Here is a 16,753-nt window from a genome sequence, read left to right as displayed (position 1 = left end):
ACGCATCAGAGGGCACTGCCGGGATGAAAAGCGCCAGTCAGTTTCCCTCTGCCGGTGTTTACGATATAATATAAGTACGAATGAACAAACAGAGAGGTTTTTTAGATGGGGAGATTCCGAATTGGATATCGGACGCTGAAAACAGCAGTAGGCACAGCTATATCCGTATACATTGCCCAGCTGTTGCAGCTGGATTACTACATATCAGCTGGCGTTATTACCATTCTTTGCATTACCACGACCAAAAGGGGCTCCCTGACTGTCAGCATTGAACGACTCGTTTCCTGTGTGATTGGGCTCGGGGTAGCGAGTGTATTCTTTGAACTGATAGGCTATAATCCGGTGGCCATCGCTGCACTCTTTCTGATCAGCATTCCACTGAGCGTAGCAGCGAACGCTGCCCGGGGCATCGTCACAAGCAGCGTTATCGTCCTGCACCTTTATACAGAAGAACAGGTGAGTGTAGGCATCTGGATGAACGAGCTCGCGATTATTTTCGTCGGCATTGGGGTAGCTTTAATTATGAACCTTTACATGCCGAGCAGTGAAAAAAGCCTGGCCCAGGACCAGTTAAGCCTTGAAGACGCTTTTCGCAAAATCTGGGAGGAATACGCAAATTACCTTCGTTTTGGAGATAACATCTGGGACGGGTCAGAATTTTCGGATGCAGCGAAGATCATTGATGAAGCTAAAGGAAAAGCCCTGAGGGATATAGATAACCATTTTCTCCGGGATGATGACTACTTTTACCACTATTTCCGTATGAGAGAAAAACAATTTTCGGTACTCGAAAGTATCCTCCCGTTTATTTCTTCGATTGATCAGTCAGTTCCCCAGGGCCATAAAATGGCTGATTATATGGATGAACTAAGCGACGCTGTCTCTCCGGGCAATACCGCCGGCTATTTTCTGTACCGCCTTGACGAAATGAAGCATGAAATTCAGCAGATGGAGCTGCCAAAAACAAGGCATGAATTCGAAATACGTTCATCCCTGTTTTATATTTTGTATGAAATTGAAGAATACCTGCTTATTAAAAAAATGTTTAAGCCTGACCCGAAGCGTACCCATACAATATCGGGCAAACGATTAAACAGGCAGATGGCACGCAGAAATAAATAAAAAGCAGAACAAGCGGGCATGAAAACCCGCAAGTTCTGCTTTATCCGGTACATACAAGGATTGGCGTTTATTTAAAACATCACCGCTCCGCCCATTAACAGGCTGCTGCCGACAAGCGCAAAGATCATAATGTAAATAATGACTTTCTGCATTCTAACCCCCGCTTTCAATAGAAACTAATGCTCAAATTATAACACAGCAGGCGAAAAAATATATAATAAACCTAAGCAACCCGCAAAGGAGTTATAATAGTGATGGCAAATCAGGAACGTTTAATACAGGAATTTATCGAACTGGTGCAGATAGACTCGGAAACGAAGCATGAAGCCAAAATCGCGGATGTCATCAAACGGAAATTCCAGGAGCTCGGCCTCGAAACAAAAGAAGACAATGCTAAGGCTCTGACCGGCCACGGAGCAGGGAACCTGATCTGCACGCTGAAAGGAACAGACGGCACAAAGCCGGTAATTTATTTCACTTCCCATATGGACACCGTCGAACCGGGAAAAGGCATTGAACCCGAGGTGCAGGATGAATATATCGTTTCGGGCGGGGAAACGATTCTCGGAGCTGATGACAAAGCAGGGATTGCGGCGATGCTTGAAATGGTAAAAGTGCTTCAGGAAGAAGACGAGCCTTACGGAGATATTCAGTTTATTATTACGGTTGGGGAAGAGTCAGGCCTTGTGGGCGCAAAGAACCTTGATACCGGGCTTGTGCATGCCGATATGGGCTATGCGCTTGATAGTGACGGACCGGTAGGCACGCTCGTCACTTCGGCACCATATCAAACGAAAATGCATGCGACTATTTACGGAAAGAAAGCGCACGCAGGGGTGGAACCGGAAAAAGGCATTTCAGCCATCAGCGTTGCTTCTAAAGCAGTGACCAAGATGCCGCTTGGACGAATCGATGAAGAAACAACAGCCAATATCGGAAGCTTTGCCGGAGGCACCCAGACAAATGTCGTATGTGATGAAGTCGTGATTTCTGCTGAGGCACGCTCCTTTAAACCGGATAAGCTGAGCAGACAGGTAGCTGCGATGCGTGAGGCATTCGAAGAAGCAGCCGGGGAAATGGGAGCCGAGGCATCTATAGATATACAGCCAATGTATGAAGGATATGTGCTGGCCGAATCAGATGATGTGGTACAGCGTGCGGTCCAGGCCGCCAAACGGATTGACGTGGAGCCGAGAACTGTACAGAGTGGAGGCGGCAGCGATGCCAACGTGATTTCCGGCTACGGCATTCCGACCATCAATCTGGGCGTCGGATATGAGAATATCCACACTACGGAAGAACGGCTGCTCATTAAAGAATTTGTGAAAGTACCGGCGTTTATGGCGGCCATTGTAACCGGGCCGGCAGAAGACGCGTAAAGGAGGAAAATATACGCGTGGATATTCAGCGCCTTCAGGGGAATATTAAATCACCGCTCCCTAACGTAAAGGATAGAAAAGCCGAAAAGAATCCATTTTCGGAAATGATGCAGACCGAACAGGCCAAAACGTTCAACCGGCAGATGGGTATCATGCTCGAACAGCTTGATCAGCAGGGCCGGCGTTTGATGGAGCATCAGACTATTCCGGAACTAAAAGAGTATAAACGCCTTGTAAGAGAAATTATTACAGAGCTGAAGGACCACGGGTTGAATCTGCATGAAGAAAGGTCGTTTGGCAGTGACGGGCGGCTCAAAACCCATCAGCTGGTTGAAAAAATTGATAAAAAACTAGTGGAAATGACAGACCAGATGCTGCAGCAGGAGCAGGAGCCCCTATCCCTTCTCGATATGACCGGGGAAATAAAAGGCATGATTATACATCTCTACGGGTAAAGGAGGGAATCTATGAGTATAAAAATTTTATTCATCTGTTTAGGGAACATCTGCCGTTCGCCAATGGCAGAAGCGCTTTTTCAGAAGCATCTGCAGGAAGCGGGAGTGGAAAATAAAATCAGCGTGGATTCAGCCGGCCTCGGTGATTGGCATGCAGGCTCCCCTCCGCACGAAGGAACGATTGATGTACTCGAACAGCATGGTATTGCTGCCGGTACGGGAACCGCCCGGGTGGTGGAGGCCGGAGAAGAAGCCGATTATATTGTGGCTATGGATGACCAGAACCTGGAGATGCTTCAGGACTTTCACGTTTCCACTAAAGACGGCAGGATATGGAAACTGCTGGACTTTCACCCTGACCGCCGGAAGGAAGACGTGCCTGACCCTTATTTCGATAATAATTTCGGTCACGTGTTTGAATTGATTAATACGAGTACCTTTCATTTACTACAATGGATTAGAGAGCAGGAGAATGTATAATGGAGCATATTCAAAAAGCGATACGATACGTGGATCCGCAGGCAGCAGTAACCAATATAGCGAGCCTCTCCGGAGGAAGCATCAGCTCTGCCTACCGGGTGGATACAAACCAGCGCTCCTATTTCCTGAAATGGAATGAAGAGGCACCGTATGATTTTTTCCGCCAGGAAAAGCGCGGGCTTGAATTCCTGCGTGAATCGGAAGCGGTGCATGTGCCTGACGTGCTGCACTGGTCAAAGAAGTTTATCATTATGGATATTATTCAGGGAAGCGGGGACAGCCGGACCGATGAGTGGCTGGGAATCGACTTGGCCAATCTCCATCAATCCTCCGGGGATTATTTCGGCCTTGAGGAAGATAATTTCATCGGGGAGCTGCCGCAGGAGAATTCCTGGGAAACGAGCTGGGTGCGTTTTGTAAGGGATCACCGCCTGCGGCCGCAGTTGGAAATCGCCAGGTCTCTCGGTAAACTGACTGACGAACGGTCCCGCCGCCTGCGCTATATTCTGGACCATCTCGGAGAGTGGATACCCGACGACCGGCAGCCGGTCAAGCTGCACGGAGATCTTTGGGCCGGTAATTGGCTCACCGGAGAAGAAGGGCGTCCGTATTTGATCGACCCTGCCTGTTGGTACGGAGACTACGAATTTGATCTTGCCTTTACCCGGTTGTTTGGAGGTTTTTCGGAACGGACATATGAAGCGTATGAAACCATCCAGCCGGTGGAAGCTGAATTTGAAGAACGAATGCCTCTGTATCAGTTATACTATTTGCTCGTCCATTTAAATGTGTTCGGGGAAATGTACGGGGAGCAGGTAGACCGGGTGCTTGCATTATACAGCAGAAGCAGCTGAACGGGGGGCCTTTCTTTCTGAAAGGTCTTTTTTATGCTTTTACAATGTCTATTTTCCCGGGCTTTTGGTCAGGTTGAAAATACAAAAAAACGGGAATAAAACTTTGGACATGAACATAACGTTTTGACAGAGAGGGGCTTTTTGGATTGAGAGAGACACGAATTGCGGTTATTGGGGCGGGCCCCGGAGGACTTACCGCTGCCATGCTGCTGCAAAGTCAGGGTTTTCAGGTAAGTGTGTTCGAAAAGGATGATAAGCCAGGCGGGCGCACGTCCCACGTGGACGTTGACGGATACCGCTTTGATAAAGGCCCGACATTTCTAAGCATGCCTCATATTGTTGAGGAAATTTTTTCAGCCACCGGAAGGGACCTTGCCCACTATATTTCGTGGAATTATCTGGATCCGATGTATGAATTATTTTTCGAAGATTCAAGCTTTCGGCCGACTTCCGATAAAAAGGAAATGAAACGAAGGATCGCTGCTTCCTTTCCAGGTGATGAAAAGGGGTATGACCGTTTCATGCATGATCTGGGTAAGCGGTGGGATGCGCTTCTGCCGGTACTTGAGCATGAGCACGGCTCGCTCTTGGACTATATGAAGCCCCGGACGCTTAAAGCCCTTCCACACCTGGCGCTCGGAAAGTCTGTGTACGACGTGCTGAGTCAGTATTTTTCCGATGAGCGGTTGAAGCTTTCTTTTACCTTTCAGTCTAAATATTTAGGAATGTCACCGTGGGACTGCCCGGGGGCTTTCAGCATTCTTTCCTACATGGAGCATGAGTACGGGATTGTGCACCCTACCGGGGGATTGAACCAAATACCAAAAGCAATGGCTAAAGCATTTGAAGAAGACGGGGGCCATCTTTACCTGAACACGCCGGTTAAAAAAATCCGTACGAAAAAACAGCAGGCTGTGGGGGTGGAGCTTGAAAACGGGGAAGTGTTTGGAGCAGATGAAGTAGTAGTGAATGCAGATTTCGCCTACGCAGCTACCGAATTGTTCGATGAACCGTTGAAGAAGTGGAAAAAAGAAAAAGTGGCTAAAAAAGACTATTCCTGCTCGGCGTTTATGCTTTATGCCGGCGTTGACGCTGCCTACCCGGAAGCAGCCCACCATTCTATCGTTTTTTCCAATGATTATAAAAAAAATGTGGAAGAAATGATCCATGAAAAGATTGTTTCAGACGACCCGTCGATCTATATTCATAATCCGGCTGTTACCGACGACACACTGGCTCCTGCCGGAAAATCGCCAATTTATATGCTTGCCCCGGTGCCGAATAACCAGAGCGGCATTGACTGGGAGAACAACAAGGACAGCTTTCGGGACCTGGTGCTTGATCAGGTGGAAAGCCGGTCGCCGTTTAAAGGCCTCCGGGATCATATTGAAGTGGAAAAAATTTATACGCCCACAGACTGGCAGCTCGACAGTAACGTATACGAAGGGGCTGTATTCAATTTGTCCCACCGCTTAAATCAAATGATGTATTTCCGTCCGCATAACAAGTTCGAAGATGTCGGGAGCTGCTGGCTGGTGGGCGGAGGCACGCATCCCGGAAGCGGCCTGCCGACGATTATTGTATCCGGCAGGATTACTGCTCAGGCACTGACGGCTAAATATTCCAGGGAGCGGGCGCAATGAAAAATATTATCGTGGGAAGCGGCATCGGCGGACTTGTGACAGCTCTCTACAGGACACAGGCGGGCGAAGAAGTAACAATAGTGGAAAAAGATAAAGAAGCAGGCGGAAGAATCAAATGGGTGAAGCAGGACGGATTTAAAGTCGATGAGGGACCGACGATCGTTCTGCTGCCTGAAACAATTAAAGCGATACTTGCTGAAGCGGGGATGGACCCGGAAGTGCTTGAGATGGAGCGGATTGATCCTTTGTACCGGATGGTTTTCGCCGACGGAACGGAATTTTACAAATGGAGTGATCCTGAAAAACAGAAAGAAGAAATGGCACAGGCTTTTCCGGGAGAAGAAGAGAATTTCGAAAGATTTATGCGCGATATGAAGAGGAATTTCCTTCAGGGGGAAAAGGATTTTTTATCCCGCTCGTTTATGAGCAAACGGGAGTTTTTCACTGCGGCTAATATTCGTTCCCTATGGCAGATGAAAGCTTACCAGTCGGTCAGAGCCCAGGTGGCCGATTACTTTACAGACCCCCGGCTCCGGGACGCGTATTCACTGCAGACGCTCTACATTGGCGGCAATCCTGCCACTACTCCCGGTATTTACTCCCTGGTCTCCTTCAGTGAGCAGTATCACGGCATTTGGTATATCCACGGAGGCTATGCGATGCTGATCGAAAAAATTAAAGAAGAGCTGGATCGTCGCGGAGTCATCTTTCGGTTTGAAGAAACAGCATTAAGCATACAGTCGAAGGGAAAGACTTTTACTGCCCTGAAAACGGATAAGCGGGTAGAGCCGGCAGAACGGCTGATCTGCAACTGCGAGCTGCCGGCAGCAGAGCAGCTGGTGGAAAATAAATCACAAAAAAAATACACTTCTTCATCAGGATGCTTGCTAATTTACTTGGGATTAGACAAAATATATACAAAGGCATCTATACACCAGTTTTTTATGGGCAGCAATTTTGACCATCAAATGAAGCAGGTTTTTGACACTAAGGAGTTACCGGAAGAGCCGAGTATTTATGCATTCCACCCGTCTTTAATAGACTCTGCCCTCGCCCCGGAAGGTAAGAGTGTACTGTATCTGCTCGTTCCCGTACCGTCAGGAGATAACGTCGACTGGGAGGTGCAGGAAGAGTTTATTCAGTCTATTTTAGAGACGGTTGAGAAAAAAGGATTCCCGCACCTACGTTCTTCGATTCAGTGGATGCAGATCCGGACGCCTCAGGACGCCGGCAGATACGGGCTTTATGAAGGAGGCAGCTTTGGCATAGCTCCGAGCTTTGCCCAATCAGGTGCATTCCGGCCGCAGCTTAAGCCGTTTTCCTACAGCAACGTATACGCAGTGGGTGCTTCTACGCACCCCGGTGGCGGTGTCCCAATTGTCATGCAGGGAGCAAAACTGTTAGCAGAGCATCTCGGGACAGGGAGAAAGCAGGATATGTTCTGATATACGCCCGGCAGGGAACCAGCCATTGCTTGGCTTCTGAAACGCGGGAGAGGGGATGAGAAATATGAAATCAACGTTAGAAGAAGCATACGAAGAATGTCATCGTATTATTACAATGCACAGCAAAACTTTTTCGAAGGCATTTGATATTCTGCCGTTTGAAAAAAGGCGGGGCGTCTGGGCCGTCTATGCTTTCTGCCGGACGGTCGATGATATTGTGGATGAAGGAGAAAATCCGGAGCAGGAATTAAAAGAATTTGAAACCATGTTTCATCAGTTTCTCCGCGATCCATTTTATCAGCCGTCCCTGCAATGGATTGCATTGAGGGATACTTTCGAACGATTCGATATGGAAGTACAGCCCTTTATAGATATGATTCAGGGGCAGTATATGGATTTGGAAAAAATTTTTTATTACACACTGGAAGAAGTTGAAGGGTATTCCTATTATGTAGCAGGGACTGTAGGGCTGATGCTTCTGCCTATCCTTTCCCCGGAGCGTTTTGAACACCTGAAGCCGGGCGCAATCGCCCTCGGAAAGGCGATGCAGCTGACAAATATTCTTCGGGATGTAGGTGAAGATCTGGAACGGGGGCGTATTTATTTTCCAGTTGAAATACTTGAAAAGCACGGCTATACCACCAGGAATCTTTACCAGCACCGCCTTGACCCGTCATTTGTCCGGGCGTGGGAAGAGGCTGCTGCGCGGGCGGAAGAGCTGTATACAGAGGCACTTGAATCTATTGAACAATATCCGAAGGATGCAAGGTATCCCGTCAAAGGCGCTGCTTATATGTATCAGGCAATTTTGGAATCGGTACGGAAAAACGATTATCAGGTGTTTAAGGAGCGGGCCTACGTGTCCAAACGGGACAAATGGAGTATTTTAAAAAGGCTCTCCTCCTAAAGGATGTTAAAGCAGGGCCGGCAGAGTGCCGAATCAGGCAGAAGCTCTGCCTGTTTTTTCTTGTTTGGAAAATGGAGTATTAAAATGGTATTTTATGTATGATGAAATAGACATGAATACATAAGACTAGAACCGCGGGATGTTATTATATCCGGCGGTTTTAGTCTGCTTATATACAGAGGCAGCAGGGGGGAAATTCATGAAGAAAGGTGTCACGGTTCTGGCAGCCGGGATCATCATTTTCATCACCGTGCTCAGCATTTATGTAGTTTATCCATGGCTTGAAGAAATGGAAAATCAGACAGCGGGAGCAGAGCAGGAAAATGAAAACGACTCGGAGGAAGAGGCAGACCAGGAGCATCAGCTGACAAAAACAGAAAAGAAAGTGCAGCGGGAAGGGGAAATGAAAAATTACATTGCCGCCCGGCATGACCGCTGGAATGAACTGACGGGCTACGGGGGTGAAAAAATGGTGGAGGCTGAAAACATTCAGGAGCCTGAAGAAAAAATTGAAAAACTGAAGTCACTGGCTGCGCAGACGGACAACCCGGATTTAGCCAGGGATCTTCGTAATGCTGCCGGGTGGAATGAACGCTTTCAGCAGAAAGAGCAGTCTGATACAGAAGAAGAACAAACGGCAGAAACGATTCACCGTATATTTCATGATCTGGATGTATACTATAACGGCCACGGGCAAGAGCCGTTTGGCGTTACGCACGTGGACGACGGACAGTATGCGGAAAAGACTGATATATGAGCGGGACATAAAGTAAACCACCGGGGACGGCCCCGGTGGTTTAACTCGTTTTAGGAAATCTCTTTTTTTCCGTGGAGAAAAGCTTAGTTATTGCCTTTGCTGTTTGGGTCCCGATGATTTTTTCCTTCTTCCTGAGGCTCAATATCAGCCTGGTTGTCTTTTCGTTTAGTTTCTTCTTCCGGAGACTCCTGGATATTTTGGTTGGCACTGGTTTCAGAAGAAGAGGCGCTGGAATTGTCAGAGGAAGAATCAGAAGAAGAAACCTGCTCGGCGCCCTGTTTTGCCTGCTCCTTGACTCCTTCTAGCTCCTGCTCAGCTTCTTTGGCTGTGTCAGCGACATCCTTCAACTCATCACCGGCTTCTTTAGCTGTGGATACTACACCTTCAGAGTCTTTTTTCACCTGCTGAATCTGCTGAATGATGTCTTTGCCGTAATCATTGTAAATCTCCTGCAGCTGGGCCGTTGCCTGCTTGGTAAGCTCTACTGTACGCTGGAAGCGGTTTTTCAGTTCATCCTTGTCGATTTCCTGATTCGCCTGATTTACTTTATCCCTCATGCCTTCGCTGCTTTCACTCTCACTGTTGCTGGTGCTTCCGGAGCTTTTCGTATACCAGTATACGCCTCCTCCGATTGCAGCGGCTGAAAGTGCAATAATTGGCAGTGTCTTTCTGGTTGATGTGTTACTCATTATATCTACTCCTTTTTGTTTAAAATATGGAAGCGGTGGTTCGGAAAATTAAAAAAAGAGTCAGCAAAGAAAAAGCTTTCTTTTGCTGGCTCATGGGTTAGTTTATTATCCAACCATTACCGCCACGTCTATAACTTGAAAATGAAGAGCGAACTATAAACATATATCCTTTATGCTTCTTCAGTAAACATTCTGCGAAATGTCTGCATAAACGTCGTTGTTAACAAAATTTCTGATGATAGCGTTCACTTCACCGGCGGCTCTGGTGGGAAGCTGATGTACTTTACCCTGAATATGAACATTGCGCATGTTGGGAAGCCGGGATTGAAAATCATGCTGATGTTTTTTTACAAACACATCGTTGCTGCCAAATATCGTAAGCGCGGGACAGGTAATATGGGGGAGAAGGCCGGTGCTGTCGTAATGCAAGCCGTTCAAATACATCTGCTCCATAACGCCTGGGTCGCTGTTTTCAATATTTTTTTCGATGCGCTCCTGCTGGTCCTGCTTTTTGGTATGAGAAAAGGCGAGGCCCTTGCCAAGCGTTCCGAGCAGGTTTTCATACGTGCTCCAAATGCCAAGACGGAATTTTCCGGCCAGCATAAACGTCCTTACTTTTGGAAAGCTGCTGATTAATACGAGTGCTTTTGTCTTTTCGGGATATCTGTAAGCAAATTCCTGGGCGGGAAGCCCGCCAAAAGAATAGCCGCAAAGAATGACCTGGTCAGCCCCGAGATGAGATACGAGGGCGTAAATATCCTCCGTCCATTGTTTGATGGTGCCGTCGGCAGCTTCACCGCATTCGCTTCTGCCGTTCCCCCGGGGATCGAAGCTAACAACCTGAAACTGGTCTTCCAGCGGGTGCTGCTGCTCAAAGGCCGTACAGCCGAGTCCGGGAGGGGAAATAAATACAAGCACAGGCCCCTGGCCCCGCTGTTCATAATAGAGTGATGTGTTTTTTGAAGTGAAATATGGCATAAACAGGCTCCTTTGGCTTTCGTCAGCCGTGAAATTAAAAAATCCATTCTTTTTATCTTGTTACCTTCAATCTATATAACTAAACTCCAGAACTGGAAAGAGTGTCTATGATATAAAAAAAGCACCTTTAAGCTTCATCTGCTTAAGGGTACCTCGCTTTATATGCAAAAATGCATTTGTATCAATAATTAATGTTCTTTCGCTGTTTCATCTACTGATTTCGGGCTGGATAAAAACCAGCCGCTGACCGCAATCATTACGAGGACAATATAGAAGGAAGCCTTCCACAGCGGCGAATGGGAAAATGCTTCCGGAATGATGTGCAGTGAAGGGTGACTCAAAGCATAAACTGCGAGTTTTACACCGACCCAGCCAACGATAACGAAGGCAGTTATTTCAAGGCCTGGACGTTTTTCCAGCAGGGTAACAAATTTACCGGCAGCAAAACGCATAATGACTACCCCAATTAATCCGCCAAATAAAATCACTGCGAAGATCCCGCCATCAAGGCCGCCGATGGCAGGGAGCCCGGAGGCCGGAAGCGTAATAGCAAGAGCGACACCTGCAAGAATCGAATCGACGGCAAACGCAATATCTGCAAGCTCTACTTTAAAAACAGTTTTCCAGAAGCCGGGCGATTTAGTTTCCGGTGCAGCAGCAATCACGTTTTGCTGCTGGTGGTGGCGGACCATATGCCTGATAATATGATTAATGGCGATATAAAGAAGGTAGGCCGCGCCAATAGCCTGAACCTGCCACACACCTGCCAGAAAACTGATGATAAACAGTGATCCAAAGCGGAAAAGAAAAGCGCCAAATAATCCGTAAAAAAGAGCCTTTTTCCGCTGTTTTTCGGGCAGATCCTTAACCATTACCGCCAAAACCATCGCGTTATCAGCTGCTAACACACCCTCAAGCAGGACCAGAATAACCAGAACCCAGCTGTATTCCATCAATAAACCTACATCCATTTCGTTTCTCCCCTTATGAGAAAAGACACGAAAAGAGCCTTTTCCCTGAATGATTCGAAGGAAAAGGCATCAAAAAAACCTTTTCCTCTCCGAAATTGCTGCGGAGAAGAAAAGGTCTCGCTTATAGTATGGTAACTACCATCAGCACCGGGGCGTCAAAGCCCGTCATGACGATGCAGATGCAGGAAAGCTACTCCCCTTTTATTCTATACTAAGCATATTCCGGGGCGCAGATAAAGTCAATCTTTATTTGAAAGGAAAGGCAAAGCTAAAAGGGCGGTGGACGACCCGTCATACTGCCGCGAGAACGTTTTTGAAATCGAGCGGTGGAGCCTATATACTATGGATAAAGCACATATTTCACGCGAAGATAAAGGAGAAGAGTATGCCCGATTCAAGAAAAAACCTACGCTACTATTTCGAACATCAACCACTACACGGGACCTTTTTCATTTACCGGATGGACGATACTATCGTGAACAGCGCAGCAGGTGATATGACTATCCATGACCTTTCCGGTGGGGGCATGCGGTTCTTTTCCCGTTTGAATCTGCCGGTCACAGACCGGGTACTTTTGACTTTTTCCTTTCGTTCGCTCTATAAAAACTTTATCCTTCACTGACATATAAAGCGAAAAGAAAAACAAAGCGGCGGCTGCATTTACGGCGTCTTTTTCCCGGACGAAGTCAACGATCAAAAAAATGACCTGGTGCGCACGGTCCATCAATTGAACATTGAACAAAAAGAGCGTCAGAGTTAAGACAACGGCACTGAGAATTTCTGTTCATCCAATATGTAGATACAAGAGGAGGGTTTGTATGGATAACGATTTACTGAAAGAACTGCTGCTGATTGCCCGTATTGCCACTAAAGAAGAAGGAACGATTACCCCGGATGATTCCAATGAAGAAGCGCATTTTGATTATTTGATCAAAGAAGCGATGCTCGAAGCAGAAAAAGTAACAGACGAGGAAGAAAAAGTCGAATATGTGGACCCGGTGGTGACAGAAAAGGGCAGCCGCTTTATTGATGTATAATTCAAGCCGCCTCGTGACAGCTGAAAATTATCTACATGGCAGTAATACAAAATGGCCCCCGGCACTGAAGCCGGAGGGCCATTTGTACAGGAGAATCATTTTTACTGCGCTGCCATACCGCCGTCAATACGATACTCGGAACCACTGATAAAGCTTGATTCGTTAGCAGTAAGGAATAAAGCAAGGTTTGCAATATCTTCAGACTCCCCGTAGCGGTTCATTGGGATAGCCTGCTTCTGCTCGGTACTAGCGGATTCGGCATCATCCAGATTAAACCCTTTTATAGAAAAAAGCATGTGCCTGCCACATGCTTTTTAAGATCAATGGTTCGTATTAACAGTGTGGGGAAGAGAATCCAGAGGCTGCTCCTGCGGTTTGGCGAAATAATATCCCTGAAACAGCTCGTATCCCATGTCGGCTAAGTAATCGGCATCTTCTTTATGTTCAACTCCTTCAGCAAGCGGCTGAGAGCCGGTATGAGCAGCGACCTGCAGCAGCGACGCCGCGACTTTTCTTTTTTTGGGATCCCGGCTTACGCCGTCGGAATATTCTCTGGCCAGTTTAACAATATCCGGTTCAAGGTAAGATAGTTTTTTGAGGTCATTGGCCCCGGTGCCTACGTCGTCTAAAGCATATTTAAAACCGTTCTTCCGGTAATAATTGAGTATACGTTTCAGATGATCAACATCCTGTACTTCATCGCTTTCTACAACTTCGAAAACTACGTTTCCCGGCGAAATGCCCATTTCATTGATCAGGCGGATAGTGGTCGATAAACAGTGTTCAGGCACATAAATAGCAGTCGGAATAAAATTGATAAAAATGAGCTTGTCTTTAATAAGGGCTGCATTTTTGACAGAAACGATCCGGCAGGCGCGGTCAAGCGCAAACAGCCGGTGGCGGGTACGCGCTGCCTCGAGCAGGAAAAATGGGGCAATCGTACTTCCATCTGCTGCTTTTCCGCGGGAAAGCATCTCGTGCCCAATAATAGCATAGCTTCCGTTTTCTGGCCGTACGATAGGCTGGTAATGCGACTGTATCTGTTCCTGATCGATAATGTTATCAATCCAGCCTGCTTCTTTATAAGCGTTGAGGGAGCGGAGCGGCTGTCTGTTGGCTTCGTTTTCCAAAGGATTACTCTTTTTTGCAGGAAAAATAAAAATTTCTTCAGGATTATAATGAACTTCCAGGTAATCCAGTAAAGCAAAAGCAATGGTTTCATCCATCCATACCATATGGTTGTTTACTTCCTGCCATTGGTTTTCGCCGTATTCACTAAAATAAGGATGGAGCAGGGCAGGAGACTGGTCGTTTTCAAAGATGAAAGTATAGCCCTGGTGTCCGGGCATGCAAACGTCGCAACCGTTCTTCATAGATGACCTCCAAATGATGTCGTTTTAATAATAATATCGGCTGGAGAACGATGTATTCAAGTGTTAAATGAGAAATTTTTCCTTAAAGAGCGAAAGTGGATGGCAGATAACATCAATTTAAACATTGATGTTTAAATCTTACTGTGAAAGGTAACTAAAATAAAGTGCTCATTGGTAAGAACCTGGATTGTTACAGGTGAGATGCGTCAGACCATCCACTTAAATGTAAAAAATGGATTCACTTATATAGAGGAGGAAGAAAATTATGATTAATTTGAAGCAGGAAGGAAAGCTTGGCTTCGGCACCGCTCCGCTTGGGAATATGTACCGCGATATCCCAGAGGATGAAGCTTTAAAAACAATTGAAGCAGCGTGGGAACACGGCATCCGTTACTTTGACACCGCACCTTTTTACGGAGCGGGGCTTGCGGAGCTGCGTACAGGAAAAGCTCTGGCGAAGCATAATCGCGACGATTTTGTCTTAAGTACAAAAGTTGGCCGTTACATTTCCGAAGAAACGGAGGAAAAAGAAGGATTGTTTGCTCACGGCCGTAAAAATAAAGTAATTGATGATTATACTGCAGAAGGCACACGCCGGTCGATTGAGCAGAGTCTGGAGCGTCTGCAGATGGACCGGATCGACTTTGTGTATGTGCATGACATTTCTCCGGATTTTCAAGGAGACGAATGGCTCGCCAAATTTGAAGAGGCAAGAACAGGTGCATTCCGTGAACTTACCAAACTCCGGGAAGAGGGTGTCATTCAATCCTGGGGCATTGGAGTAAACCGGACGGAGCCGATAGAGCTGGCGCTCGACCTTGAAGACTCCAATCCGGATATCAGTCTCCAGGCGACCCGTTACACGCTGCTAAATCATGAACGTGCCCTTCAACGCTTAATGCCGGCAGCGGAGGCTCAGGATGTAAGCATTATTGTCGGAGCTCCTTACGGATCAGGGGTGCTCGCCGGCGGCTCCACATACGAATACTCGGATATTCCGCCGGAAATTGCTTCCCGTGTCGAGCGGATGAAATCCATCGCAGAACGTCACGGTGTGAGCCTGATTGCAGCCTCCCTGCAGTTTTCAGCCGCTCATCCGGCAGTGGCAGCTGTTATACCGGGAGCGAGTCGTCCGCAGCGTATTCAGGACAATCTTGAAGCATTAAACGCAGACATTCCAGCTGCTTTCTGGCAGGAGCTTCGTAAAGAAAAACTGGTTTCACCCGAAGCGCCGCTTCCAATTAAAGAATAAATACGGTTAAAATATTAGCCGCCGCGCCTAAATACAGGCACGGCGGCTTTTTTATCCGCAGGAAAAATAAAAATAGAAACGGAAACTCCGGCCTTATTGAACAATTAGGGTAGCGGTCATGTCTGCATGTCCTTCACCGCATGGAACGCTGCAGTAGATGTTGTACTCCCCAGGTTCTTCCGGGGTGAACGTTGCTTCTCCTTCCCCCTGAATGTCTACATCAAAGTTGTCAATAGCAAGACCGTGTCCGCCTTCCTGGCTCGTTAAGCTGACGTTGACAGGTTCCCCGGCGTTAACTGTGTATTCTTCCTGATCGAATTCAAAGTCAGTAGCGGTAACATCCATTGCTTGAGCCTCGGCGTTTTCACTGGTGCTTTCGGATTCATTGCCTCCATCACTGCCGCCGCACCCGGAAAGAAAAACAAATAGGGCAAGGAAAAGTGCTGATGCTGAGAATTTCATAGTAAACTCTCCTCTCGATATTAGTATACGATGTTTCATGCTAATACAGCTTGCGAAGTGCCACGACAGCTGGGACGAAATATACGACTGCCTTCACAGTTATTGTAAAACATAATCATAATAAAAAACAAAAATAGCGTTAATAAATAAAGAGAAATTATTTGGAAATGACGGAATATTTGTTATTTTCAAGGCGGAAGAGTAGATTTAAAGACTTGATACCTTTATACTAGTTGTAGTTTCATTGATGGAATTGAACGAATTTTTAGGAGGAGTTACTTATGGCAAAAACAGCCTGGTCCGTTGACCCTGTGCACAGTGAAATTGGATTTTCGGTAAAGCACATGATGATCTCAAGAGCAAAAGGCACGTTTGACAAATTTGACGCCACGTTAAAGGTGGACGTGGAAGACTTAACAGATGCAGAAATTGAAGTGGTGATTGATGTAGCGAGTATTAATACCGGTGACGAAAACCGTGACGGTCATTTACGGTCTGCAGACTTTTTTGATGCTGAAAACTATCCTAACATGACATTCGTAGGCAAGGAGATTAAGAAAACAGGAGAAAGTGAATATGACGTGACCGGAGATCTTACGATTAAAGGCACAACCAAAGAAGTTACTGTAGATGTTACATTTGAGGGACAAAGCAAAGATCCGATGAGCGGAAATATGGTAGCCGGCTTTAGTGGCCAGACAACCATCAACCGGAAAGAATTCGGTTTAACATGGAATGCCACACTGGAAACAGGCGGGGTACTGGTTGGCGAAGATGTGAAAATAAATATTGAGATGGAACTGCATAAGCAGGATTAAAGCTAAAGCGAAAATTCATAAGAAAAAAGCCTTTTAGAGCTCCACAGGAGACATCGAAAAGGCTTTTTTAACTAACCTGGGGCAGGAAAATCTTAAAAGGAGAACTTATCCGTAGGCACCGGCAGCTAACA

General features: G+C 46.7%; 20 protein-coding genes. 13 read left to right on the top strand and 7 right to left on the bottom strand.

Features of this window, described 5'->3' with window-relative positions; all coding sequences use genetic code 11:
* Positions 1–105 precede the first annotated feature (105 nt).
* Positions 106–1,122: an aromatic acid exporter family protein gene (locus BLV22_RS04170; RefSeq protein WP_091611673.1), complete on the top strand. Its 1,017-nt coding sequence runs from the start codon at positions 106–108 to the stop codon at positions 1,120–1,122.
* Positions 1,123–1,193: 71 nt separating this feature from the next.
* Here the strand turns inward: BLV22_RS04170 and prli42 are convergent, their stop codons facing one another.
* Positions 1,194–1,274 carry a stressosome-associated protein Prli42 gene (gene prli42, locus BLV22_RS14985; protein ID WP_156847924.1) on the bottom strand — a complete coding sequence of 27 codons (81 nt, stop codon included), beginning with the start codon at positions 1,272–1,274 and terminating at the stop codon, positions 1,194–1,196.
* Positions 1,275–1,376: 102 nt separating this feature from the next.
* On the opposite strand from prli42, the gene BLV22_RS04165 reads away from it, so the two are divergent.
* The 8 genes from BLV22_RS04165 (at position 1,377) to BLV22_RS04130 (ending at position 9,042) form a co-directional block, all read left to right on the top strand.
* Positions 1,377–2,501, top strand: a complete 1,125-nt coding sequence (locus BLV22_RS04165; RefSeq protein ID WP_091611670.1) for a M20/M25/M40 family metallo-hydrolase — start codon at positions 1,377–1,379, stop codon at positions 2,499–2,501.
* 17 nt (positions 2,502–2,518) lie between these two features.
* Positions 2,519–2,956: a YaaR family protein gene (locus BLV22_RS04160; protein ID WP_091611667.1), complete on the top strand. Its 438-nt coding sequence runs from the start codon at positions 2,519–2,521 to the stop codon at positions 2,954–2,956.
* Between the two features lie 12 nt (positions 2,957–2,968).
* Positions 2,969–3,436, top strand: a complete 468-nt coding sequence (locus tag BLV22_RS04155; RefSeq protein ID WP_091611665.1) for a low molecular weight protein-tyrosine-phosphatase — start codon at positions 2,969–2,971, stop codon at positions 3,434–3,436.
* Positions 3,436–4,290: a fructosamine kinase family protein gene (locus tag BLV22_RS04150; protein WP_091611662.1), complete on the top strand. Its 855-nt coding sequence runs from the start codon at positions 3,436–3,438 to the stop codon at positions 4,288–4,290. The genes BLV22_RS04155 and BLV22_RS04150 overlap by 1 nt, the downstream gene beginning before the upstream one ends.
* 146 nt (positions 4,291–4,436) lie before the next feature.
* Positions 4,437–5,933, top strand: coding sequence for a phytoene desaturase family protein (locus BLV22_RS04145; protein ID WP_091611659.1), 1,497 nt, complete (start codon positions 4,437–4,439; stop codon positions 5,931–5,933).
* Positions 5,930–7,378 (top strand): phytoene desaturase family protein, encoded by a 1,449-nt coding sequence (locus BLV22_RS04140; RefSeq protein WP_091611657.1) that lies wholly within the window; start codon positions 5,930–5,932, stop codon positions 7,376–7,378. Before BLV22_RS04145 ends, BLV22_RS04140 begins: the two co-directional genes overlap by 4 nt.
* A 64-nt stretch (positions 7,379–7,442) precedes the next feature.
* Entirely contained in the window at positions 7,443–8,285 is an 843-nt protein-coding gene (locus BLV22_RS04135; RefSeq protein ID WP_091611655.1) for a phytoene/squalene synthase family protein, read from the top strand.
* A 199-nt stretch (positions 8,286–8,484) separates the two neighbouring features.
* Positions 8,485–9,042 carry a hypothetical protein gene (locus BLV22_RS04130; protein ID WP_091611651.1) on the top strand — a complete coding sequence of 186 codons (558 nt, stop codon included), beginning with the start codon at positions 8,485–8,487 and terminating at the stop codon, positions 9,040–9,042.
* Positions 9,043–9,125: 83 nt separating this feature from the next.
* On the opposite strand, the gene BLV22_RS04125 is transcribed toward BLV22_RS04130, so the two are convergent.
* From BLV22_RS04125 to BLV22_RS04115, 3 genes are all read right to left on the bottom strand, one after another.
* Complete coding sequence (locus BLV22_RS04125) at positions 9,126–9,731, bottom strand: hypothetical protein (RefSeq protein WP_091611648.1); 606 nt, start codon at positions 9,729–9,731, stop codon at positions 9,126–9,128.
* 180 nt (positions 9,732–9,911) lie between these two features.
* Positions 9,912–10,709 (bottom strand): alpha/beta fold hydrolase, encoded by a 798-nt coding sequence (locus BLV22_RS04120; protein WP_091611647.1) that lies wholly within the window; start codon positions 10,707–10,709, stop codon positions 9,912–9,914.
* Between the two features lie 188 nt (positions 10,710–10,897).
* Positions 10,898–11,680, bottom strand: a complete 783-nt coding sequence (locus tag BLV22_RS04115) for a TerC family protein (protein ID WP_091611644.1) — start codon at positions 11,678–11,680, stop codon at positions 10,898–10,900.
* A 385-nt stretch (positions 11,681–12,065) separates the two neighbouring features.
* Here BLV22_RS04115 and BLV22_RS14785 point away from each other — a divergent pair, with 385 nt between their 5' ends.
* Positions 12,066–12,302 carry a hypothetical protein gene (locus tag BLV22_RS14785; protein WP_143030952.1) on the top strand — a complete coding sequence of 79 codons (237 nt, stop codon included), beginning with the start codon at positions 12,066–12,068 and terminating at the stop codon, positions 12,300–12,302.
* 196 nt (positions 12,303–12,498) lie between these two features.
* Positions 12,499–12,717, top strand: a complete 219-nt coding sequence (locus tag BLV22_RS04105; RefSeq protein ID WP_091611639.1) for a hypothetical protein — start codon at positions 12,499–12,501, stop codon at positions 12,715–12,717.
* A gap of 101 nt (positions 12,718–12,818) precedes the next feature.
* Here BLV22_RS04105 and BLV22_RS04100 read toward each other — a convergent pair whose 3' ends face one another.
* Both BLV22_RS04100 and BLV22_RS04095 read right to left on the bottom strand, forming a co-directional pair.
* Positions 12,819–13,013, bottom strand: coding sequence for an SDR family oxidoreductase (locus tag BLV22_RS04100; RefSeq protein ID WP_091611636.1), 195 nt, complete (start codon positions 13,011–13,013; stop codon positions 12,819–12,821).
* A gap of 24 nt (positions 13,014–13,037) precedes the next feature.
* Positions 13,038–14,090, bottom strand: coding sequence for an EAL domain-containing protein (locus BLV22_RS04095; protein ID WP_091611633.1), 1,053 nt, complete (start codon positions 14,088–14,090; stop codon positions 13,038–13,040).
* Between the two features lie 265 nt (positions 14,091–14,355).
* On the opposite strand from BLV22_RS04095, the gene BLV22_RS04090 reads away from it, so the two are divergent.
* Complete coding sequence (locus tag BLV22_RS04090; RefSeq protein ID WP_091611630.1) at positions 14,356–15,342, top strand: aldo/keto reductase; 987 nt, start codon at positions 14,356–14,358, stop codon at positions 15,340–15,342.
* A 93-nt stretch (positions 15,343–15,435) separates the two neighbouring features.
* On the opposite strand, the gene BLV22_RS04085 is transcribed toward BLV22_RS04090, so the two are convergent.
* The gene (locus BLV22_RS04085) at positions 15,436–15,804 is read right to left on the bottom strand and encodes a cupredoxin domain-containing protein (RefSeq protein ID WP_091611628.1); all 369 of its coding nucleotides are present in this window, start codon (positions 15,802–15,804) and stop codon (positions 15,436–15,438) included.
* A 281-nt stretch (positions 15,805–16,085) separates the two neighbouring features.
* On the opposite strand from BLV22_RS04085, the gene BLV22_RS04080 reads away from it, so the two are divergent.
* Positions 16,086–16,622 carry a YceI family protein gene (locus BLV22_RS04080; protein WP_091611625.1) on the top strand — a complete coding sequence of 179 codons (537 nt, stop codon included), beginning with the start codon at positions 16,086–16,088 and terminating at the stop codon, positions 16,620–16,622.
* Positions 16,623–16,753 lie beyond the last annotated feature (131 nt).

Origin of the sequence: Marinococcus luteus, assembly GCF_900106595.1 — a bacterium.
GTDB lineage: Bacteria > Bacillota > Bacilli > Bacillales > Marinococcaceae > Marinococcus > Marinococcus luteus.
The sequence above is the reverse complement of the archived record's forward strand: the minus strand, read 5'-3'. Positions and strand labels throughout refer to the sequence as shown.